We start from the raw sequence: 23871 nt of genomic DNA, 5'->3' as shown, positions 1-23871 counted from the left end.
AATGTATCAGGGCGTGATTTAGAGAACCTTACATTCACAATAGGTGAATCTGAACTTACTGGCGTGAACTGTCAATCATTACTTGATCAAGAGCCATGCAGTATCAGTTTTAAGGATTCTTCAATGCATTTATTAGCATCAAACAGCATTGCTGATTTTACGATTAAGAGTAATGGCGAAGTAGTATACAAAGACGTTGTCTATTATTATGACACAATCGATAATACACAAGGCAGATCAGTAGATGTAAACGATCTTGCTAAACTAGCAACGATTAAGCTGTATACCCGTTCTTTTACTGATCCCACCATTACAGTAACGGATGAAACTCAAAACAATTCTGTTGGGGTCACACTTGAGAGTGCTCAAAATCAAAACTATATAACAATAAAACTTAAACCAACGGCAAATACTAAGCTGGGTGAACATAAAATTAGAATAGACGTTAAAGATAAAAATGGCACAGTAGAGCACTTCTATACTTCTATCCAAGTTCACAATACAGATGGTATGACTATTCAAAATGGCGTTCTAAGCAATTATATAGGGTCACTAACCGATGTCGTGATTCCCTATGGTGTAACAGAAATTAGTACATCTGCTTTTGAGAATAGACTAACCTCTGTTGTGATCCCAGCGAGTGTGAGAAAAATTGGTCAGGCAGCTTTTTACTATAACACTACGCTATCCACAGTAATTATACCTAATAGTGTAACAGATATTGGACCTCTTGCTTTTTTCTATGGTGTACAGCTAACTTCAGCTATCTTACCTGAGGGTATTACAATTATCAGCTCATCTCTATTTGGTAACACAAGACTAGCTTCGGTTAAGATACCTGATAGCGTTAAAAGGATTGAAAGTTATGCTTTTTCGACTAAATTCCTAACTTCAATCAAAATACCTAATAAAGTTACATTTATTGGAGATGAGGCTTTTGCTGCGGCTCCGCTTACTTCAGTGGTCATCCCAAATAGTGTTACAACGATTGGTAACCAAGCTTTTTATCAGATTGATCCTACTAAACTTAAGTCTGTGATTATTTGTCGTAATAAGGAACCCTCGTCAGCATATGATTTCCATCAGGAAGCCTTTATGAATTTTAATACCGATGAAATTATATGGAATCCAAATCACCAAGAGTGTCAAAAATAATCTAGGCATTTACATCCCTTTCTAAAAAGGGGTGCCTTCTCATTGACTAGGGACTGGTTCTAAATATTTAGTCATGCTACTGATTGCCCTTGTGATTTTGATAAGCACTTTTTACGTGTGCTACAAGAGGCAATCAATTTCGGCAGCTTATAAAACGATTACAGAAATACTTAGTCAAACGCTGCAGATTACAGATTAACAACCCATATTTGGCAAATGAGAAGAAAAACATTTGACAGCTTATTGACATCAACTTAACATATTGCGCACTGTCGCTGATTTAACAACAACTTGCGGGCGACAAAAAAATAACACCGCTAAAGCGTTTCTATACTTTCATTCTCCTTTTATAGAAGCCTTTTAGCTTGTTATAAAATACAAAGTAAAGGGATACAAATATGGCAAATGATTTTTTATTCACCTCTGAGTCTGTCTCTGAAGGTCATCCAGACAAAATTGCTGATCAGATTTCAGATGCAATTCTTGATGCTATTTTAGCGCAAGACAAACATGCTCGTGTTGCATGTGAAACGCTTGTTAAAACTGGAATGGTATTAGTTGCTGGCGAGATTACAACTTCTGCTTGGGTTGATATCGAAGATATCGTACGCAAAGTTGTCGTAGGTATTGGCTATGACAAAGACGAGCTTGGCTTTGATGGTAATGATTGTGCGGTTATCAATGCTATTGGCAAACAATCTCCTGAAATCGCACAAGGTGTGGATCGCCAAAATCCACTTGATCAAGGTGCAGGTGATCAAGGACTTATGTTTGGCTTTGCTACTAACGAAACACCAACTTTAATGCCTGCAGCAATTTATTACGCGCACAAGCTTATGCAACGACAAGCATTTTTGCGCAAAAACAAAACCCTCTCTTGGCTTCGTCCTGATGCTAAGAGCCAAGTCACATTGCGTTATATCGATGGTAAACCAATTGCTGTAGATACAGTTGTTATCTCTACCCAACATGCAGCAGATATAGGACAAAGTGCTATTAAAGAAGCCGTTATTGAAGAAATTATTCTACCTATTTTACCTAAAGAATGGATTACAGCTAAAACCAAATATCTTATTAATCCTACTGGAAAATTTGTGATTGGAGGACCTGTTGGTGATTGTGGCTTAACAGGACGTAAAATTATCGTTGATAGCTATGGAGGCGCAGCACACCATGGAGGAGGCGCTTTTTCTGGGAAGGATCCTTCCAAAGTCGATCGTTCTGCCGCCTATATGGGACGATATATCGCTAAAAATATTGTGGCTAGTCGTTTGGCCGATAAATGTGAAATCCAAGTTTCATATGCTATTGGCGTTGCACAGCCTACTTCTATTATGGTTAATACTTTTGGTACAGGTAAGGTGGATGATTATGTGATAGAAGAACTTATACTTAAGCATTTTGATCTTCGCCCTTATGCAATTACCCATCAATTAGATTTATTGCGTCCAATTTACCAAAAAACTGCAAGTTACGGTCACTTTGGTCGAGAGGATATTGATTTTACCTGGGAAAAGACTGATAAAGCGGAAACATTATCATCCACAGTACATATTTAGCAATGCTCTAGGGAAATTCAATTAACTTTCAATATACAAATAAACCTGCTTACCTTATAATACCTCGGTGTGTTTAAGGTCTTCTCATATCATAAATGATATTACATATAATATTATTCATTTGGCTTGTGCTAGGATGCCTTTCATTTGTGCTTCCGAGTCGCTTTTTTAGTCATTTTAGATACGCAACCATCATTGCCGCTTTACTGATTATAATGAGTGCTATTTTTTACGTGAAATTAATAAGCATAACATTTGAAATTACATTGCTACCTGAAAATCTAACTTTCTTATTTCAACTAGATGAATTATCACGCTTTTTTGTGCTTTTGTTAGGACTGTCAACAGTTGCTATTTCGGGGTTTGGGCAAGCTTATTTCCGACACTTTAGCTTAAAACATCAAAGAGTTATTCATATAGCTTACCCTTTTTTCGTCCTTGGGATGCTTATGGTATTGAGTGCAAGTAACACATTTACCTTTCTATTTGCTTGGGAGATAATGAGTTTAAGTTCTTATTTTCTAGTAGTATGCGGCAACACAGCTAAAGTTGTCCGACAAGCAGGTTTTTTATATTTAGGCATTGCACATATTGGCTTTTTATGCATCAGTAGCGCTTTTTTTCTATTAAACCACAGTGATTTTGCCCTACCTCTAGCTAATTTAGTATTTACTCTTATGTTAATTGGATTTGGTGCAAAGGCAGGTCTTTTTCCATTGCACATTTGGTTACCAGAAGCACATCCTGCCGCTCCTAGCCCAATTTCTGCATTGATGAGCGGTGTTATGTTAAAAACGGCGATTTATGGACTCATTCGCTTTAGTTTCTACTGGCTCCTCCCATGGCAACAATCATGGTGGGGTTTTTTATTTATTGCAATTGGATTACTTAGCATGCTCATTGGCGTCCTCCATGCTGCACTACAAAGCGATATGAAACGACTATTGGCCTATTCTTCCATAGAGAATTTGGGATTTATTGTATTAAATCTAGGTTTTGCTATTGTTTTTTATCAATATCAACAATACACGCTATCTAACGTCGCTTTGCTGATTGTTTTATTGCATAGCTTAAGCCATAGCCTATTTAAATCTTTACTTTTTCTCTGCACAGGTTCAATTTTACATGCAACAGGTGAACGCAATATTGGAAAATTAGGTGGGCTTATTCAAAAAATGCCATGGGTGAGTGCTTGCGCATTGACAGGTTGCTTAGCAATGGCAGGCTTACCATTATTCAGTGGATTTATTTCCGAATGGCTTTATTTACAGCTTTTTTTCAAACAGCAAACATTCGAGCATTTCAACTTTGCTGTACTATCTATTGTCATTGCTGCCACAAGTATGTTGGTATTTGCCTTAGCAGGTTTTGTCGCTGTAAAGTTTTTTGGCATTGCATTTTTAGGTCAACCCAGAGAGTCTCAACTAATACATGCTAAACCAGCCAATTTGTTAGAGCGAGTGTCTCTACTGTGGCTTACAATATGGACGATCGTAATTGGTTTATACCCTGCACCATTTATCTCTATGATTCAAAAAGTAATTAACTCAATATCCGATAAATTCACTCTTGTTTGGAAGGGTAGTTTCACTATTTCATTTCCACATTCAACCTTGGCAAACAGTAATTATTTTGCTCCATTACTGTTAGCATTTATCATGATTTTAAGCTTGTTACTTATTTTCCCCTTGATCCATAAGCACTTCCGTAGAGATGCCACCTGGGGATGTGGCTTTGATTCCATTAACTCACGTATGCAAGATTCTGCTGAGGGGTTTTCCCAACCATTTAAACAGATTTTCTCTAAATTGATTCAAGTAAAAATTAATATATCCAATATCAATGGTGATAAACCTCACTATTTTGTTTATATTTCCGAAAAAATATGGCCTTTTTTTTATAAACCCATAACACAAGCTATCTGGAAGATTGTTTTTATAACACGCTGGATTCAACAAGGAAAAATTTCTGTTTATTTGACCTACGTTGGCTTAACGCTACTTGTTTTACTCATCTTGGTATTATGGATATGACCACAGAAATAACCACAATTTTGCTACTTGCTTTACAAGGTATACTCATTATTGTAATTTCTCCTTTACTAATAGGTTTTCTACAAGTATTTAAATGTTGGCTGCAAAATCGCACCGCTTCTTCCCTGTTTCAACCTTATTTTGTATTTTATAAGCTCTTAATCAAAGAACCCATATTGCCTTACAATGCATCCTGGCTATTTAAATACACTCCTTTTATCTACTTTTGTGCTTTAAGTATACTTGCTTTTAGCACTCCTTTTATATTCTATCGTGGCTTGTTTACATCGATCATAGACGTCATTGTTTTAGTTGGTATATTAGCACTCGCTCGAATAAGCATGATACTTGCTGCCATGGATATTGGATCAGCGTTTGGCTCACTAGGCGCAAGACGAGAGATGTTTATTGCCTGCTTGGTTGAACCTATATTGCTGCTTGTATTATTGAACCTTGGCTTGATAACACATGGGTTAACGCTTGGTCATATCAGTTTTAGCTTGATCCAACATAGTATGCTGTACCCTAGCCTTGCTTTCTCTTTGTGCGCATTTACTATCATTTTGCTTGCTGAAAACTCCCGATTTCCTTTTGATAATCCAAGCACACATTTAGAGTTGACCATGATACATGAAGCAATGGTACTAGAATATTCAGGGAGATATTTAGCCGCTATAGAATGGAGTAATGCGTTAAAGTTGGAATTATTTTTATTGATCTTTATCAATTTGTTTTTTCCTTTTGGTTTAGCGGTAGAAACTTCGTTATTATCCATTACAGTTGGATTCATCACAACCTTAGTCAAACTTATTATATTATTGGCACTACTTGCAATTACAGAAACACTACAAACTAAGGTGCGTATATTTAGAATACCAGAGTACCTTGGTTTAGCACTTTTCCTTGCTTTTCTGGGTATTCTTTTAACACAATTAATAGGAACAACAGCATGATTCATAGTTGGTTGCTTTTTTTGATAAGTTCAATGCTACTATGTAGTAGTTTAATGTTAATCCAATCTTACATTACGAATGTAATCAAACTTTTAATTATTCAGAATGTGCTTTTAAGTAGTTACATACTCACAGAAACGATCTATGCACCAAGCATGGAAGTATTTATTTCTTTAATTATTACCATTGGCATCAAAGTTATTCTTTTACCATTTTTACTATGGAAATTAGTTCAATTTTTACACCTTTCCGGACGTATTGAACCAATACTGAATAAGCCTAGTCTACTGTTACTAGCATCTGCGCTTATTCTCTTGGCATTAATTTTAGGACAGCAGTTGGTCAACAGTATGCTTCATCGCTACATTTCAGGATTTTCACTTGGACTTGCCAATGCATTTGTAGCTGTATTAATCATTACTTTTAGAAGAAAAACTGTCACTCAAGTAATGGGTCTATTAGTATTAGAAAACAGTATCTTTATTCTAGCCGCAGCGATAAGCACAGGATTCCCTTGGCTAATCGAACTTGGGATGAGTTTTGATATCCTTATGGGTTTTATGATTTTCACACTATTCTTAATCCGAATACAGCAAGAGCATGGTTCCTTCCAAGTTCAGTTATTTGAGAAACTAAAGGAGCGTATATGAACTTGATTACGCTATTACTCTTGCCTTCTGTTATTGCTTTAGTCCTATTGCCTTGGATAGAAAACAGGAAATATGCGACTCATGTAAATGCTATATTATGCAGTTTAAGCTTTATCATAAGCATTATTTTAGGCTATGTAATATATGTTGAAGATACAGCACTATTTTTTTTCAAAGACTGGTTTATGTGTGACAAACTGAATGTCCTTTTTATTATACTTAGCAGCTTTATTGGAATGAGCACAAGTTTTTATAGCATTAGCTATCTGGATAATGAAAATAAAACACATTTACATCCTTTAGTTTATCGCTTTTATCATACGACTTACCAATTGTTCTTGCTAGGCATGCTGATTGTATTACTCAGTAATAATATCGGCATGATGTGGATTGCCATGGAACTTGCTACTATCTCCAGTATTGCATTAGTCGGATTAAGACAAACCCCACAAGCGCTAGAAGCTTCATGGAAATATTTGATTTTATGCGGCGTAGGTATTGGGTTTGCACTACTTGGTACTGTGATTTTATATTTTGGTGCTTATACTCATGGTCTGGGAGAAGAAGGCTTACTATGGACAAAATTAATGACAAATATCTCTCAAATTCCTGCCAAATTATTAAGCATCAGCTTTGTATTTCTTTTTGTTGGTTATGGTACTAAAGTCGGATTCGTCCCATTACACAATTGGTTGCCAGATGCCTATGCCGAAGGATACCCAATGGTAAATGCCTTATCATCAGGCGCTTTGCTTAATTTAGCGTTATTTGCCTTGCTCAAGTTTAAGCTATTATTTGCCAACGCAGGCTTAATTAATTTTCCTTGTTACCTTTTCTTAACCTTTGGCTTTATCAGCTTATTTTTTGCAGCCCTATCACTATTTCGCCAACGAACACTTAATCGCTTGTTAGCATACTCTTCAATTGAACACATGGGACTTATCAGCATTGCAATTGGAATTGGCAACAGGCTTGCATTACTTACAGCGATACTACACATCTGGATACATGCCTTAGTTAAAACTGCTTTGCTCTTAATATCTGGTACAGTAATTCAGCAATTTCATACTCAAGTACTACAAAAAATTCGTGCATTATTTGAAAAATCTCCTATAACCGCAAGTTTATTTTTAATCTCTTTTTTGGCTATTCTTGGTTTACCACCATCGGGATTGTTTATAAGTGAATTACTACTGATTCTAGCAGCAATGGAGGCTAATATTGGTCTTATGATTTTGCTTGTCGTAGGACTGATACTCGCATTTTTAGCCATACTATTAAAAACTCAGCCATTGTTTTTTGGACAATTAAACACTCCCATCACTCATTTAAAAAATACAAAACATATTTACTGGACAGTGGGAGCTCATTTGATATTGGTTATCATAGCAGGACTTTATATGCCTATTTTCTTACTTGATTCTGCTATATATTCCATCATAGGTGGAAAGTCATGAATAAAACAATGCTGAATGATCTTTTACACTTTAATAACATCAAGGCTTATCAATATTTATCTGTTGATATTAGGTTACAATATCCTCTTGCTAAAGAAATTAAATCTCAAAATGGTCTTTTGCTTACAGAATGGATTGCTTTTGACTCCTCTTCAAATGAAACGAACTGGTATGTATTGTATTATTATCAAGCCTACTGGCTCTGCATTGTGTCTCGACTAAATCCAAAACGACCAATGCTTATTGATTTAAGTGAAGCCTTTCCTATAAATGAGAGATTACACAGAGCTATCCACGATTTAACCAAAATTCCAACAAAAAAAGCAAAAGATAAACGTGCATGGCTAAATCATGGTCATTTCAAAATGGGAATTTTAAATCCCTACAGCAAATCAAGTCGCTTTGCCAAATTACATTATGTTTTTAACAAAGTCTCAGGAGAAGGAGTCCATGAAATTCCAGTAGGTCCTGTGCATGCAGGAATTATCGAACCTGGACACTTTCGTTTTTCTATCGTTGGTGAGCGAATTTTAAAACTAGAAGATCGATTGGGATACACACATAAAGGCATTCATTCTTTACTTATCAATAAAAGCATGTCAGAAGCAGCTTCTTTACTTGGAAGAGTAAGTGGTGACACTACTGTAGCTTATGCTTATGCTTTTGCACTTGCTTGTGAGAAGCAGCTTGGCTTTGAAATAGATGCTAAAACAAAATGTATACGTGCTATTTTACTTGAACGCGAACGCTTGATTAACCACATCGGTGATATTGGTGCTATTATTAACGACACCGGTTTTATCAGCTTAGCAATGCAATTCTCCATCTTAAAAGAAAAACTTGTACGTGAGAATAAACTGCTAACACATCATCGATATATGATGGATGCCATCTCCCCACAACAGTATATGACTATGTGGGATAAATCTATAGTACATGATTTACTCAACCACCTTAATGATGTAAAAAAGCAGTTGTTCCAATTAGAGCAGATTTATCATGATCACCATGGACTTCAAGATCGCTTGAAAACAACCGGTATTTTAACGCATACTCTTGCTCAATCTTTAGGTGTTTTAGGTATAATCGCAAAGGCATCTGGCATTGCTATCGATGCCAGGGCATCCTGCACACTTTATCCTTATTCTGAAATTGATTTTACACCTATAACGGCAGAAACAGGTGATGTCGCTGCACGCGTATATGTGCGTTTTCGTGAATGCTTACAAAGCATTGATATGATTGAACAATTTTTGCAATTAGGATTCAATAACTGTACACAAGCACTTGACATAGATCAATCCTCAACAGAAAAGATCAGTATTATGTGCGTAGAGAGTTGGAGAGGCCCTATATGTATTGCAGTCCAACTTCATGATACTAAAGTTTCATGGTGCCATTTCCACGATCCTTCATGGCAAAACTGGCCTGCATTAAGTCATGCTGTTATGAATAATATCGTTGCTGATTTTCCACTTATTAATAAATCTTTTAACTTAAGCTACAGTGGTGAGGACAGCTAATCATGTGGAAGTTTACAAAAAAGTTACTTAAAACAGGTATTAAAAGTGAAAAAATAAACCCTATAGTTAATGATATTGATGATCTAGAAATAGTTGGCAAGATACTTGAAAAAAGAATTGCTCAACGTTTTGGTAAAGCACTTGCTATTCGTATGGTGGATGCCGGCTCTTGTAATGCCTGCGAACTTGAAGTTCATGCAACTAACAATCCCTTTTATAACCTTGAGAGCTATGGTATACGATTTGTTGCAAGTCCCCGTCATGCCGACATGTTATTTGTGACAGGTCCTATAACCAAAAATATGCGTGATGCGCTTGTTAAAACCTATGAGGCCATGCCTCATCCAAAGTTAGTTCTAGCTATAGGTGATTGTGCGCATTGTGGAGGCGTTTTTAAAGACAGTTATGCGGTTGAAGGAGGAATTCAAGGGATTATTCCAGTGGATGTAGTTGTCAAAGGGTGCCCTCCTTCACCTGTTCAAATCATACAGGGAATTTTCAAAGCAATTGAGTACTGTTATTAACTAACCCTATTCACGCAAACTCGCATCCACATGGGTTTTTAAAGAGGTAAGAATTTTAGTAATTGCTTCATTCATCATTTCATCAGTCAGCGTTTGCGTATTGTCTTGAAATATTAAATTTAAAGCAACACTCTTCTTATCTTCAGGCAAGCTTTCGCCTTGATAGATGTCAAATAAATCCACTTGATTCAAATGTGATACATTTGCTTTATTCACTGCATCGATTAACCTTTGAGCTGTTGTATTTCGATCAACAATCACCGCAATGTCACGTGAAACCGCTGGATATTTTGAAATTGCCATGAACTTAGCAATATCTCGATTTGAAATTTTGCTAGTTTGCAGCTCAAATACGACAGGTGATTTCCCCTTAATCTGCATGACTTTCATAATATTTGGATGCAAAATACCAATCACACCAACTTGCTCGCCGTTTTGGTAAATATAAGCAGACTGACCTGGGTGCAACCAATCGATATCTTCACATGTAACATAATTAATCGACTTTTTATTAAGTTGTAGTAACGCCTCCACATCGGCTTTAACAGAATAGAAGTCTGCTAAAGTTGTTTCTTGCCAATTCAGTGGATTGATATTGCCATAAGCAAGACCTGCAAAATGCAAATATTCATGTGCCAGCTGCTCAGCTGGTTGAAAGCACACTCCTTCTTCAAAAATGCGTATGCGTGACTGTTGACGGTTTAAGTTGAACTTAAAAGTACTGACTAACCCAGGAATCAGACCTTGGCGCATCACTGACATATCTTGTGAAATTGGGTTTTGTAATGTAAGTCCCGCCTGGTTAAAAAATAAAGCATCTAGTTTAGGGTCGATAAAACTGTAATTCACTACCTCATGATAACCACGATCAACCAAAACTATTTTTAAACGATTAAGCGCCACTACCTGTTCAGATACCTGCTGTTGTATCAAAGATACTTCTGGTAAACTCATCGGTAAGTTTTGATAGCCATAAATACGACCAACCTCTTCAATCAAGTCTTCTTCAATTGCTATATCAAAACGATAGCTTGGCGGGATTACCTGCCAAAGTGTTTCATTTGCATCTTGTGATAATTTATTGATAGAGATATTCAATGATTGAAGTATTTGCTCAACATAACTTGTCTCAAAATTCATCCCTAAAATAGAATTAATCTTGCTCAAACGCAAAGTTATTATTTTGTTTTCATCAACATAGTGATCTGCAACTGCTAGATCTTCTATTTCTCCACCAGCAATATCAAGAATAAGATAAGTTGCATAATCAATTGCATATGCACAAAGATTAGGATCTACACCACGTTCAAATCGATGAGATGAATCGGTGTGAAGTCCATATTGACGCGCTTTTCCTGCGATTGCCTCTGGTGTAAAATAAGCACTTTCTAAGAATATAGTCTTGCTGTTTTCCGTCACCGAAGAATAAAGCCCACCCATCACACCTGCAATTGCCAACACTTTGTTATCATCAGCAATAACAAGCGTATTGCTTTTTAAAGTCACCTCAGTCTCATCTAGCAAAATAATCTTCTCACCCTCTTTTGCCATACGTGTATAAACACTACCTGTTAGTTTATCAGCATCAAATGCGTGCATCGGCTGACCAAGTTCAAGTAGAACGTAATTGGTAATATCTACAATAACTGAAATTGAACGCAAACCTGAACGACGTAACCGCTCTTTCATCCACAAAGGTGTTGTAGCTTTAGTATTAACGCTTTTAATCATTCGTCCAAAATAGCGCGGACAAAGTGTGCTTGCTTGGCTTATTATGGTTTTAGATGCTTTTTGTGTTGCTTGTAATTCAACTACTGGTAATTTTATTAATTTTGAACTTGTTAAGGCTGACACTTCTCTAGCAATACCATAAACACTTAAACAATCGGCGCGATTTGGCGTTAAGTCGACTTCTATAACATCATCGTCCAACTGTAAATACTGGCGTATATCTATACCAATAGGGGCGTCAATAGGTAAGTCCATTAAACCTTCACTTTCTTCACTTATGCCTAGCTCTTTTTCCGAGCACAACATACCAAAAGACTCTTGCCCTCTAAGCTCACTTTTTTTGATTTTAAAATCACCAGGCAACCGTGCTCCAATTTTTGCCAGTGGTGCTTTCATTCCGGCGTAAACATTTCCTGCTCCACAAACGATAGTCAATAGCTCATCTTCACCAATATCTACTTGGCAAATATTTAACTTATCGGCAGCTCGATGTTTTTCAATACTTTTAATTTCTGCTACAACAACACCACTAAAAGGTGGTGCGACCGCCTCAATTGAATCGACTTCTAATCCTGCTGTGGTGAGTTTTTCCTTAAGCACACTCACTGTGGGGCTTTCATCCAAATAATTGCTCAACCATTGATGACTGAATTTCATTTTTAAACCTTTTTATTTTTTTATATTTTCTTTGATCTTTTTATCTATTAGAACTGCTTTAAGAACCTTAAATCATTTTCGAAAAACAAACGCAAATCATGAATACCATAGCGCAGCATTGTTAGTCGCTCAACACCCATACCAAAAGCAAAACCACGGTATTTTTCCGAATCAATACCACCTGCTTTTAATACATTTGGATGGACCATACCACAGCCTAAAACCTCTAACCAGCCCGATTGCTTACATACCCGACAGCCCTCTCCTTCACACATAACACATTCCATATCCGCCTCTGCAGAAGGTTCAGTAAATGGGAAATAAGAAGGACGAAAGCGCATTTTCAAATTTTTCTCAAAAAACGCATTTAAAAAGGCATTTAAGAGACCTTTTAAATCAGTAAAAGATACTTTCTCATCAATCCATAAACCTTCGACTTGGTGAAACATTGGTGTATGTGTCATATCTGAGTCACAACGATATACACGCCCTGGTGCAATCATGCGAATGGGTGGCTCTTGTTTTTCCATTGTTCTGATTTGCACACCTGATGTATGAGTCCGTAAAACTGTAATCGGATTAAAATAAAACGTATCGTGCATGGCACGCGCTGGGTGATGATCCGGAATGTTCAACGCTTCAAAATTATGGTAATCGTCTTCTACTTCAGGACCATACTCCGTAACAAAGCCCATTTTACTAAAAAAACTTTCAATTCTGTACATACTGGTTGTTATAGGATGCAAACTGCCTGGCACTTGTCCTACCCCTGATAAGGTAACATCAATTCTTTCCATAGCCAGCTTCTGTGCAAGCTCAATGGTATTTAACACATCTAAACGTGCATTAATTGCAAGCTGCAACTTATTCTTTGCAACATTCACCGCTTGACCAAGTTTAGGTTTTTCCTCATCTGGTAAGTTTGCTAATTGTTTCATAATTTCAGTAAGTTCACCCTTTTTCCCCAAGTAGTGAACTCGAATTTGATCTAACTCTTGCTTATTTTTAGTATTCTCTATAGCAAATAGGGCTCTAGAGCATATATCATCTACGATTTGCATGTATGTTACCTTTGTAAAATAATGGTGGCTATTATATACCACTCAAAAATCATTTTGCAGAGTTTATTGCTTATGAGCAGGGGCTTCTTTTTCTTCCATTAACTGCTGTTCATAAACGACTTCTATCGCCACAGAAGTTTCAGCAGCCATGCTTTGAAATGCAACCTTCTCATTATTATTGGGTGCTTGACGCACACGTATACGCCATAAAGTGTAAGTCATAAGCAATAAACAAACAAAACCAACATAAATAAAAAATCCAAACGGTCCAAACAAGGACATAAGCCAAGTCACACCAAGCGGTCCTATCATTGATCCCATCCCATAAGAAAGTGCTAAAATCCCAACGATACCTATCAACTGATCGGCACTTAAATAATCGCTAGAATAGCTAATAGACAAAGGGTAAAAAGTAAAAGTAAGTCCACCTAGGATAAATGAAAAAATCGCAAGTTGCCAAAAATTATTATGAAAGATACAAATCAAAATGGAAATAAACACCGAGCCTATCAACATTGATACAAGCACAATCCTGCGATCAACTAAATCAGATATTTTACCAATTGGTAATTGAAGCAACATACCACCAAGAATAATGGCAAACATCAGATACGAAATGCTTTCAATGGGAATCTTTGCTTGTTTTAGAAATAATGGATAAATCGTATAAATACTCCCTAATATCATCCCGGCAACAAGCGCTGTCCACATACCAAGTGGTGCTTTTTTATAAAGGATAACAGGTGAAAGCAGATTAGGATGCTCCTGTTTTGGCATTTCAAAACGTGTCAAACACACTGGGATAATCGATATCGATGCCAAAATGGAAATCACACAAAAGGTCATCAACACGCTGTTAAATGGAATATTTAATAAAAATTGTCCGCTTGCTTGGACAAAATAATAAATAAACAAATAAATCGACAATACAAGTCCTTTGTGACTCTTACCTGCTCCCTCTAAGCACCATGCTTCAACAACGATAAAAAGCCCAGCAAGTGCATAACCACAAATAAAACGTGATATTCCCCAAATGGGTACGTCATAGAATATACCCTGTGAGATAGCGCCTAACCCCATCAAAGTTGCAAATAGGACATATGCTCGAATATAACCTATTCGCAAAATAAGCTTTTGACTAAAATAAGAACCTAGCACCATTCCAGTAAAATAAGCAGCAGAGATCAAACCCACAATAAAATTACTCTGCCCCATACGCTCTAATTCAAGCGTGGTATAAGTTGTATAAAAAGTATTACCAATAGTTAAAATACACATGCTTAAAATTGGAGTAAATAACATGGCATATTTTGGTTTGTCAACTGACATAGTGGTTTCTAACTTTCATCTTTATATCATTTAGCTTCCAAGCTTAAATGAGATAAAGCACAGTCACAATAAAATTTTGATGCCTTTTTTATTTCTATCTTTGTGAGTTATTTCTAAACCTTTAGTAAAAAGGTTATCAAGTTTATTTAAAGAATGCTGATATTCGCAAATAAAGTAATATAATTTTGTCTTACCAATCCATCGTATTTTGATATTTTATAGTATTCTTTATCATTTAACCTTTTTTCAAATATTTAAGTGATTGGGTCTTGTCAATTTCATCTAACAGATCAACATATTTTATGATAATACAAACGCAGCTACCTTTTTCATTTAAAACTCCTATTGCTTTTGAAATTTTGCTGTTACTGGCATTCTGCGCCCTATTCCAAAAGGTCGACGTTGAATAAACAGAATTTGTGGTGCTTGCTTACGTTTAAATTCAGCAAATTCCACCATTTTATAAATGCGTTTTTGCTCTTTTATATCCACTTTATCAACGATTTTTTGTAGATGCTTAATTTCTGTTTCTTGCAATAAATCACGTTCTAAATAGAGTTTAAGCATAGCATCTAAATAGTAGTAATCCGGTAAACTATCCGAATCTTTCTGACCTTCTGAAAGTTCCGCAGATGGGGCTTTATCAATGATCGCTTTGGGGATAAGCTCACCATAACATTGATTGATATATTCAGCTAACGCATAAACGTCGTGTTTATACAAATCACCTATGCAATTCAACGCACCACACATATCTCCATAGAGGGTTGCATAACCTACCGCCAACTCGCTTTTGTTACCTGTTGTAAGCATCAAAAATCCGCTGTCATTAGAATATTCCATCACAATGCGTCCACGAATGCGTGCTTGCATATTCTCTTGGGTGAGTTTTTTAGGTAGATGCCCAAATGCCTTTTCAAAATTCTGACAAGTTAATAAGAATTCTTCTTTGATCTCACGGATAAATAACTCAATTTCAAGATTGTGGCATAGCTTAACAGAGTCATCAACGCTGCCTGCTGAAGAATAAGCTGATGGCATCGTAATGGCTTTTACATTTTCTTTACCTAATGCTAAAGTTGCAATAGCAAGTGTCAAAGCACTATCAATGCCACCAGATGAGCCCACAACCACACCCTTAAAACCACATTTATGCACATAATCATAAAGCCCACAGGTAAGCTGCTTTAAAACTAAAGCATATGGCTGATTCTGATAAGGATAAGGCAATATCGTAGAAGGTAAATTTGCCAAGTCAACACTAATTACATCCTCTTCAAAATGCTTTGCTAGAGCGATAAGCTCGCCCTTTTTATTACAAATAAAACTTGCGCCATCATAGACAAGCTCATCATAACCACCAACTTGTGAGCTATAAATAATAGGTGACTTTAGTTTATTGGCAATATTAGACACAATGCGTTGGCGTTGTCGAAATTTGCCTAACATCGATGGTGAGGCATTTAATACAATAGTGACGTCTAATCCTATCGACGATAAAGCGTCGATAGGATTATAATCATAGCCTTGATGATTGTCATACCAAATATCTTCACATACCAAAAGTGCTATGCTTTGACCTTTAAATGAAAATACGGGGTTATTTTTAGCTGGAATAAAATGCCGTGCTTCATCAAATACACCATAACTTGGAATTAATTGCTTATGATAACTAAATACAAGTTCACCTTTATCAATTACAAGTGCACTATTATGAAACTTTTTAAGCGCTGAAACTGTTGTAGCTGCACCTATTATAACAGCAACCTGTAATTTTTTTGTTAAATCTTTAATTCTTTGAATTACTTCATTTTGCCTATCAATAATTTCAGGATAAGTTAACAAATCATATGGATAGTAACCTGTAATACACAGTTCAGAAAAAACGATCAAATCTGAATCTTTATGTGTATATATTGCTTTACTTATTTTTTCAAAGTTATAGTCAAAATCAGCAATAACGTAATTTAATTGAACTATGGAAATTTTCATTTATTAAAATACTCAATTTAAGACTTCAGACGAATACCACGCGATAATAAATACCATGCAAGACTATATAAAACAACGATAAAGATAATAATTGCAACAAAAGCAATTGTGGGGTTCATTGAAGAATATCCAATAAAAGCAAAACGCACAAAATCAACAATATAAAACAATGGATTATATTGAACAATATGCTGCCAAAATGGCGGCAATACGCTTAGACCATAAAATACACCCCCTAAGTAAATCAGTGGTGTTAATACAAAAGTTGGGAAAATGGTTGTATCATCAAAGCTCTGGGAAAATATCCCATTGAGCAACCCGCCCAATGAAAATAACGCCCCACACAATAAAAAGGCAAGCATAATCAATAATAGATTATGAAAATGTAATGATATTCCACCAAAGAGTGCCGCAACAATACTTACCAATACACCAACAATTACACCACGCACAATCCCACCCGAAATATATCCCAAAATAATCAGATGGTTATTAGCAGGAGAAACAAGTAATTCTTCGATTGAATGACTAAAACGCGCACCATAAAAAGATCCAACTACATTTGCATAGGCGTTGTTAATCACCGCCATAATAACAAGTCCTGGAGTAATAAACTGCATATAATCAAAGCCATCCATCATTCCAACACGTGCACCAACGACTTTGCCAAATATTAAAAAATATAAACTCATCGTAATGGCAGATGGTAAAATCGTTTGTGGCCATATTCTAAATATGCGCACAACTTCTTTTCTAAGAAGCGTATAATAAATCGTCCAATATTCTTTAATTGTCATGTCCTCTACCACACTTTTTCTCTAGCAACATCAATAAATAATTTTTCTAATTTATTCGTTTTGCTTTTAACACTTATCACTTCTATATTTTGCTCGGATAACCCTGCAAATAATTGATTCAAGGATACATCTTTACCTACTTCAATTTCTAAAGTCATCTGGTCAACAACTGTAAATTGACCATATTCACAACTAAATTTATTCATGCTTATGGGTTGCTTTAAATCAAAAACATAAGTTTCTTTTTCAACCGAACGCAAAAAAGTTTTCATGTCTGAACTGATATGAAGCTTACCATTATGAATAAGTGCAATACGATTACACATGCTTTCTGCTTCTTCTAAATAATGTGTAGTGAGAATAATGGTTAAACCCCTGTCATTTAAAGCTTTTATCTGCTGCCACAATATTTGCCTTAACTCAACATCTACACCTGCTGTCGGTTCATCTAAAATCAATACCTTTGGTTTATGAACTAATGCACGAGCAACCATAAGTCTGCGCTTCATTCCGCCTGATAAAAATCGGACTTGTGTGTCTTTTTTATCCCATAATGCCATGTCTTTTAATAGCTTTTCTGCATAAGGAACAGTTTCATTACGTGAAATACCAAAGAAACCTGATTGGGTTAAAAGGATCTGTAAAGGTGTTTCAAAGACATTTACATTAACTTCTTGCGGCATTACACCCAAATGTTTACGCGCCATATACGCATCTTTTACCGTATCAAAACCACACACTTCTATGCTGCCACTTGTTTTGTTAACCAAAGATGAAATCATGCCTAAGGTGGTTGATTTACCAGCACCATTTGGACCCAAAAGTGCAAAAAAATCACCTGGATAAACATCAAAACTAATATCTTTAACCGCGTGCAATCCACCTTTATAAATTTTGTTGACATTGACCAACGACAATGCTTTTTCAAAGCTCATAAGAACAAAAATCCAGTGTTCATTGAAGACTAATGAACACATTGTAGCAAATTATAAACTTGAAGCTATAACAACATGCTAGTTTAACCAATCTAGACTGCCTTATATCTGCCTTGCCATATTCGTTAAATCAACGTTATGGACACGAAGATAATCCACATTTTTTTGGATAAGCTCATGAGCAATCATTGCCGTTGCAATATCTTTGTATAAATTGCTTTTGCCTTCAACCACTCGCATAACTGATGACTTACGCGAATGACCAATCAGTATTTCCACGCCTAACGCTGATTTAATTTTATCTACATGCTTAAGTAAGGCACGTGCTTGATAATCGTGCTTACCAAAACCAATTCCTATATCAAATATTAATTGCTCTTTTTTCATCCCCCACGACATAAGATCCGCGATTCTTTGTTGCGCATACTCAATAACTTCTAAAACAGGATCGCGATTAATGTCAAGGTAGTTTGTCGCCGCTTTGCCTAATTGGTGCATAAAGACATATTTAATATCAGCGCCTTTAATAAGATTTGCAATAGCTTGGGCTTCTATACCATAAACGTCGTTAATCATATTCACACATGAATAGTGCAAGGCATTTTCAACAACTTGCGCATGGTAGGTATCAATGCTCACTTTAGGTGTAACTGATAAGCCAGTATATTTTATCAACTCATCTAAGACAATTAAATAAGGCTGAAGCATGAGCCAATTTTTCTCAGCAGTTTTTGCTTTTACCTGTGGTTTAGTACTCTCTGTACCTAAATCAATGACTTCCGCTCCTTCTTCAATCAATCTCATAACATAACCTGCAAATTCATCGACAGTTGGTGGCTGAGCTTCTTCCGCTGAAAATGAATCTATTGATAAGTTTACAATTGCCATGATTTGAGTTGCTGATAAAGTAAAAGGGGCAAGCTTCAATTTTTCCATTTTTTTTAAGTATTCATATAAATCTATGTCTTTATTTGGATAACGCCAATTAGGGTAAACCTCTAACAAAGGTTTTAACGCAAAATTACGCTCCAATAATGCCTTATGGGGAATATTAAGAGCATCACTACTTAAAGTTACATCTCCATAACACAGAATATCAATATCAATTTCTCTAGGTGACCAAAACGCATGTAGTGCATCACGCCCCATTTCTGTTTCAATTGCCTTAATCCCTAATAAAAGAGCTTGTGGTTCAAGCGTTGTTTCAATAAGAAGCGCCATATTATAGTAATCTATATTCCAACTTACTGGTGCACTTTGTGGCAACAATGCTGATGTTTGATAAATCTTTGAAGTAGCAATGATTTTAGCTATACGTTTATCAATAAGATCAACTGCTTTGCGTAAGTAATCAAGCTTAGCACCTAAATTACTCCCTAATCCTAACACTACTTTTGGCATATATACTCCACACAAAAACTTGCATTTACTACATTCTCTAGAGGTGGGGTTTTATGTAACTCAAGATAGACGTTTAATGGATGATTAAGGTGTAAAACCAAAGCATCTAGCAAAGACTGCGCTAAATGCTCAATAAGTTGATAACGTTTTGATGCGGCCGTTCTCATTAACACTTCGTTTATTTGCGCGTAACAAAAAGTATCTTCAAGTGCGTCACTTATGCAGGCTTTGGGAATATTTTTAAACTCTACAATTACATCAACTAGAACGGTTTGCATCTGTTGTTGTTCAAAATCATAAACACCAAGATAAGTATTTAAAGCTATACCATTTAATTTAAGTTTATACATAATCGCTAGATCACACGTGACAAGGTTTTTAAAATCTTGCTATTATCAACAACATTCTGCAAATTCGATAGTCTAAACTGATCCATAATTGTGAAAAAATTAACATTATTTTTATTTTTTACTATTGGCAACGTTACGCTAACGATGGGCTCTGTACAAAGTGAAATTCAATCTTTGGTTAAAACATATCATTTATCCGACGCCTCTATAGGTATTGCTGCTCAACGTGTGAGCTCTGGACAAGTGCTTTATAAATACGCTGAAAATCTCCCGTTTATTCCGGCAAGTAACAATAAAATCTTCACGGTCATTGCTGCATTAACAGCCTTGCCAAAAAACTTCCAATTTACAACTTCGGTCTTATATGACAAGTCACAATTTAGCAATGGTACCTTAAATGGCAATCTTTACCTTGAGTTTACAGGTGATCCAAGCTTAACAGGTTCAGAACTTTACAACCTTATCTCACAGATCAAACAACGTGGGATACAAAAAATAAATGGCGATGCAGTTATTATCGCCAATCACTTCTCAGGTGATTACGTTCCAAATGGCTGGTCAAAAAGCGATACTCCTTACTGTTTTGCAGCACCTGCTTCAAGTCTAAATGTGAATAAAAACTGCTTTGTGATCAAGCTTATTAATACAACTGGCAACAAAACAACTGTTAAAGAGGTTTCCAATACCCGTAATATTACAATCAATAATACAACAAGACTTGCTCCACCAAGTGAGCGTAAAAACTGTACCTTTGATATCCAAATGACCAATCATAATGTGCTTAACCTATCTGGGTGTCTACCACAAAAAGCCGAGTTTTATTTGAACCTTGCAGTTGCAAATCCAGCACTTAAAACGCAACACACCATTAAAGATTTTTTGCGTGAAGTTGGCATCCATTATTCAGGAAATGTGACCTTTGGTAATCTACCAATAAAAACTCCACTCACCATGCTTGTTAAACTAACCTCCGCATCAATCGATGATATGATTAGTCACATGCTACTAAAATCCGATAATCTATATGCTGAGAGCTTTGCACGCACAGTTGGTTACACCTTGTTAGGCAGTGGCACAACAGAAGGTGCAACCAAAGCAATCAAATCCATCATTCAAAAAAGCTATGGCGTTAATATAGGTGAGCTACACATGGAAGATGGTTCAGGGCTTTCTCACTTAGATATTGTCACCCCTATTTTTATGGTGGAGTTACTCACGAAAGTTTACAATAGCATAATTGGTAAACGGTTTTTTAATGCACTGCCTAGCTCAGGTGAAGATGGTTCACTTGCTTATCGAATGGTGGGGAAACTCCAAGGCAAGGTCCATGCTAAAACTGGTACGCTTGCGGGGGTGTCTACTCTATCAGGTTATCTGTTAACCAAAAAAAATCACCTGGTTAGCTTTTCAATCATGCTTAACAACCTAACCCAAAGTCAACGTGTGAAATCACGTATTTTCCAAAACGAAGTGATTAAAATCTTTTATGATAACTTCTAAGGGTTGTGCGACAAACTCTTAGAACCATCCATTGTTAAACCATTTTATAAGGATCGACCACCTGATTAAACTCATCTTCAGGCAAAAAACCTAAAGCCTTATTTGCTTCACTTAAGGATAGGTTATGTTTATCGGCATAATGCGCTATTTTTGATGCTTTATCATACCCAATCACGGGACTTAATGCTGTCACAAGCATCAACGAATTATGTAAATACTCTTCAATTTTCTTTTTATTAGGTTTTGTGCCCGCTAACGTAAAACGTGTAAAATTAATGCAGCTATCCGATAACATATTTATAGATTGCAAAATATTATAGATAATGAGCGGCTTATAAACGTTCATTTCCAAGTAACCCGCACTGCCTGCAATGGTTACTGCCAGATCATAACCAAAAACCTGCACACATGCCATCGTCATCGCTTCACATTGAGTAGGGTTAACTTTGCCAGGCATAATAGAAGAACCAGGTTCATTTTCAGGCAACAAAAGTTCATGGAAACCAGCGCGAGGTCCACAGCTTAACAGTCGGATATCATTGGCTATTTTAAATAATGAATTTGCTAACACTTTAATTTGTGCCATCATTGCTACTAAAGCATCGTGTGAGCCTTGTACTGCGAACTTATTTTCAGCAGAAATAAAAGGCAATCCCGTAATTTTCGCAATATGCTTACATGCTTTTTGTGCAAATTCTTTTGGTGCATTTAATCCCGTCCCAACTGCTGTCCCTCCAATTGCAAGTTGATAAACATCTGTTAATGCTGCTTCTAAACGGCTAATATCTTGCTTTAATAACTCAGCATATCCTGAAAACTCTTGCCCTAACGTTAAAGGCACTGCATCTTGCATATGAGTGCGCCCAATCTTTACAATTTTTTCCCATTCTTTAACTTTACTATTCATTTCCGTATATATCGTTTGCAAAGCGGGAACAAGTTTCTTTTTTACGCTGATTGCTGTTGCAATATACATAGCTGTTGGGAAAGTATCGTTTGATGATTGAGACATGTTGACATGATCGTTAGGGTGAATAGGATCTTTACTACCTAATATCCCACCTGCTAATTCAATAGCACGATTTGAAATTACTTCATTAACATTCATATTTGATTGTGTGCCACTGCCAGTCATCCACACATGTAAGGGGAATTGATCATCATGCTTGCCATCTATAACTTCATCAGCTGCTTGAGCAATTAAATCCTTGTATTTTTTTTTTAAAAGCCCTAACTCAAAATTTGCTAAAGCAGATGCTTTTTTCAATATTGCCATCGCCTTGATGACTTCCTGTGGAATTAAATCGTTCCCAATTGAAAAATGTATCAATGAGCGCTCTGTTTGCGCACCCCAATACTTGTTACTATTGACCTCAATCTCACCTATACTATCAGTTTCTATACGTATTCCCATGTTATTTAACTCCATTTATAATCAAACAGCTGCTTGATTTAAGCATATTTTCAAGCATAAGAAAACTCAGATAATAAACAGACTAAAATACTGTTGCCGGCAATTGGCTATTATTTTGGTTGACGCTACAAAGTTTTTACAAGCAAGCTGATAGACATATGTTAACTTTACATCTCACAAGGTTTGCAATGTAGCGCAATCCTGATTAGACTTATGTGCGACTTATCACTAAAGATTAAAGGACGAGTATTTATGCCATTTAAAGATTATAAACTACTGGAAACTATTACTCACACAGTACAAAAAAGTATTCCTTATTATCACCCTGAAAGCATGGATGTGATATCGCTTGAAACACGAGCTTTAGACGTATTTTCTGATTTTCATATCGTAAAGCCATACACTATCCATGTAAAAGCTTTAATTGACGATGCCTTACAAAAGATGCAAAAAGTTGAAGTACATTCTTTACTAGTTGTTAATAATGATGACCAAATCATTGGTCTTATCAATGCAAAACGCTTGCATGGTGTATATAGAACACAAGTTGCACAGCGAGAAGGTGTTCACTTTAAAGAAATGACGAGTGGAATGCTTATGACCAAAATCAATGCGCTACCTGTTCTAGAATACGATGTATTAAAAGATGCACGTGTTGGACATCTTGCACGTTTAATGCACGATCAGCAAATTGATCATTTGCTTATTCAAGAATATGATAAACATGGTAACGCTGTTATTCGTGGAATCATTTCAGCCAGCTTTATTGCTAAACGCTTAGGGGCCAGCATTGGTCATGACTTCGGTTCACGCAGTTTAGCCGAATTAAATAAAATCATCTAACCTTATC

The 23871-nt window shown here is 36.2% G+C and carries 19 protein-coding genes; 10 read left to right on the top strand and 9 right to left on the bottom strand.

Annotation, left to right across the window (positions count from 1 at the left end):
* The 8 genes from DNJ77_RS06515 to DNJ77_RS06480 form a co-directional block, all read left to right on the top strand.
* A partial coding sequence (locus DNJ77_RS06515) for a leucine-rich repeat domain-containing protein (protein ID WP_204723370.1) occupies positions 1-1155 on the top strand: 1155 nt, incomplete at its 5' end.
* A 398-nt stretch (positions 1156-1553) separates the two neighbouring features.
* Positions 1554-2714: a methionine adenosyltransferase gene (gene metK, locus DNJ77_RS06510; RefSeq protein WP_116964186.1), complete on the top strand. Its 1161-nt coding sequence runs from the start codon at positions 1554-1556 to the stop codon at positions 2712-2714.
* Positions 2715-2947: 233 nt separating this feature from the next.
* On the top strand, positions 2948-4747 hold the full coding sequence (locus DNJ77_RS06505) for a proton-conducting transporter transmembrane domain-containing protein (RefSeq protein WP_157966623.1): 1800 nt from the start codon (positions 2948-2950) through the stop codon (positions 4745-4747).
* On the top strand, positions 4744-5700 hold the full coding sequence (locus DNJ77_RS06500; RefSeq protein WP_157966622.1) for a respiratory chain complex I subunit 1 family protein: 957 nt from the start codon (positions 4744-4746) through the stop codon (positions 5698-5700). The genes DNJ77_RS06505 and DNJ77_RS06500 overlap by 4 nt, the downstream gene beginning before the upstream one ends.
* Before the next feature lie 53 nt (positions 5701-5753).
* Complete coding sequence (locus DNJ77_RS06495; protein ID WP_157966621.1) at positions 5754-6350, top strand: hypothetical protein; 597 nt, start codon at positions 5754-5756, stop codon at positions 6348-6350.
* Complete coding sequence (locus DNJ77_RS06490) at positions 6347-7807, top strand: proton-conducting transporter transmembrane domain-containing protein (RefSeq protein WP_116964182.1); 1461 nt, start codon at positions 6347-6349, stop codon at positions 7805-7807. Before DNJ77_RS06495 ends, DNJ77_RS06490 begins: the two co-directional genes overlap by 4 nt.
* Positions 7804-9330 carry a hydrogenase large subunit gene (locus DNJ77_RS06485; protein WP_116964181.1) on the top strand — a complete coding sequence of 509 codons (1527 nt, stop codon included), beginning with the start codon at positions 7804-7806 and terminating at the stop codon, positions 9328-9330. Before DNJ77_RS06490 ends, DNJ77_RS06485 begins: the two co-directional genes overlap by 4 nt.
* A gap of 2 nt (positions 9331-9332) precedes the next feature.
* Positions 9333-9854: an NADH-quinone oxidoreductase subunit B family protein gene (locus tag DNJ77_RS06480; protein ID WP_116964180.1), complete on the top strand. Its 522-nt coding sequence runs from the start codon at positions 9333-9335 to the stop codon at positions 9852-9854.
* Positions 9855-9860: 6 nt separating this feature from the next.
* Here DNJ77_RS06480 and pheT read toward each other — a convergent pair whose 3' ends face one another.
* The 8 genes from pheT to folB form a co-directional block, all read right to left on the bottom strand.
* Positions 9861-12242 carry a phenylalanine--tRNA ligase subunit beta gene (gene pheT / locus DNJ77_RS06475; protein WP_116964179.1) on the bottom strand — a complete coding sequence of 794 codons (2382 nt, stop codon included), beginning with the start codon at positions 12240-12242 and terminating at the stop codon, positions 9861-9863.
* Between the two features lie 47 nt (positions 12243-12289).
* On the bottom strand, positions 12290-13303 hold the full coding sequence (gene pheS, locus DNJ77_RS06470) for a phenylalanine--tRNA ligase subunit alpha (protein WP_116964178.1): 1014 nt from the start codon (positions 13301-13303) through the stop codon (positions 12290-12292).
* Positions 13304-13366: 63 nt separating this feature from the next.
* Positions 13367-14632 (bottom strand): MFS transporter, encoded by a 1266-nt coding sequence (locus tag DNJ77_RS06465; protein WP_116964177.1) that lies wholly within the window; start codon positions 14630-14632, stop codon positions 13367-13369.
* Between the two features lie 342 nt (positions 14633-14974).
* A complete protein-coding gene (locus DNJ77_RS06460; RefSeq protein WP_116964176.1) occupies positions 14975-16624 on the bottom strand; it encodes an NAD+ synthase in 1650 nt (549 codons plus the stop codon).
* Positions 16625-16641: 17 nt separating this feature from the next.
* Positions 16642-17421 (bottom strand): ABC transporter permease, encoded by a 780-nt coding sequence (locus tag DNJ77_RS06455; protein ID WP_116964175.1) that lies wholly within the window; start codon positions 17419-17421, stop codon positions 16642-16644.
* A gap of 5 nt (positions 17422-17426) precedes the next feature.
* Positions 17427-18356, bottom strand: a complete 930-nt coding sequence (locus DNJ77_RS06450; protein WP_116964192.1) for an ABC transporter ATP-binding protein — start codon at positions 18354-18356, stop codon at positions 17427-17429.
* A gap of 102 nt (positions 18357-18458) precedes the next feature.
* Complete coding sequence (folP, locus tag DNJ77_RS06445) at positions 18459-19757, bottom strand: dihydropteroate synthase (RefSeq protein WP_116964174.1); 1299 nt, start codon at positions 19755-19757, stop codon at positions 18459-18461.
* Complete coding sequence (gene folB / locus DNJ77_RS06440) at positions 19745-20107, bottom strand: dihydroneopterin aldolase (RefSeq protein WP_116964173.1); 363 nt, start codon at positions 20105-20107, stop codon at positions 19745-19747. Before folB ends, folP begins: the two co-directional genes overlap by 13 nt.
* 90 nt (positions 20108-20197) lie before the next feature.
* Between folB and dacB the strand changes: the two genes are divergently transcribed.
* A complete protein-coding gene (dacB, locus tag DNJ77_RS06435; protein ID WP_239986767.1) occupies positions 20198-21607 on the top strand; it encodes a D-alanyl-D-alanine carboxypeptidase/D-alanyl-D-alanine endopeptidase in 1410 nt (469 codons plus the stop codon).
* Positions 21608-21641: 34 nt separating this feature from the next.
* Here the strand turns inward: dacB and fumC are convergent, their stop codons facing one another.
* Positions 21642-23021, bottom strand: a complete 1380-nt coding sequence (gene fumC, locus DNJ77_RS06430; protein WP_116964172.1) for a class II fumarate hydratase — start codon at positions 23019-23021, stop codon at positions 21642-21644.
* Between the two features lie 252 nt (positions 23022-23273).
* Here fumC and DNJ77_RS06425 point away from each other — a divergent pair, with 252 nt between their 5' ends.
* A complete protein-coding gene (locus DNJ77_RS06425) occupies positions 23274-23864 on the top strand; it encodes a CBS domain-containing protein (RefSeq protein WP_157966620.1) in 591 nt (196 codons plus the stop codon).
* Positions 23865-23871 lie beyond the last annotated feature (7 nt).

The sequence above is a fragment of the Fastidiosibacter lacustris genome, from assembly GCF_003428155.1.
Lineage (GTDB): Bacteria > Pseudomonadota > Gammaproteobacteria > Francisellales > Francisellaceae > Caedibacter > Caedibacter lacustris.
This window is presented reverse-complemented; position numbering and strand designations above follow the sequence as displayed.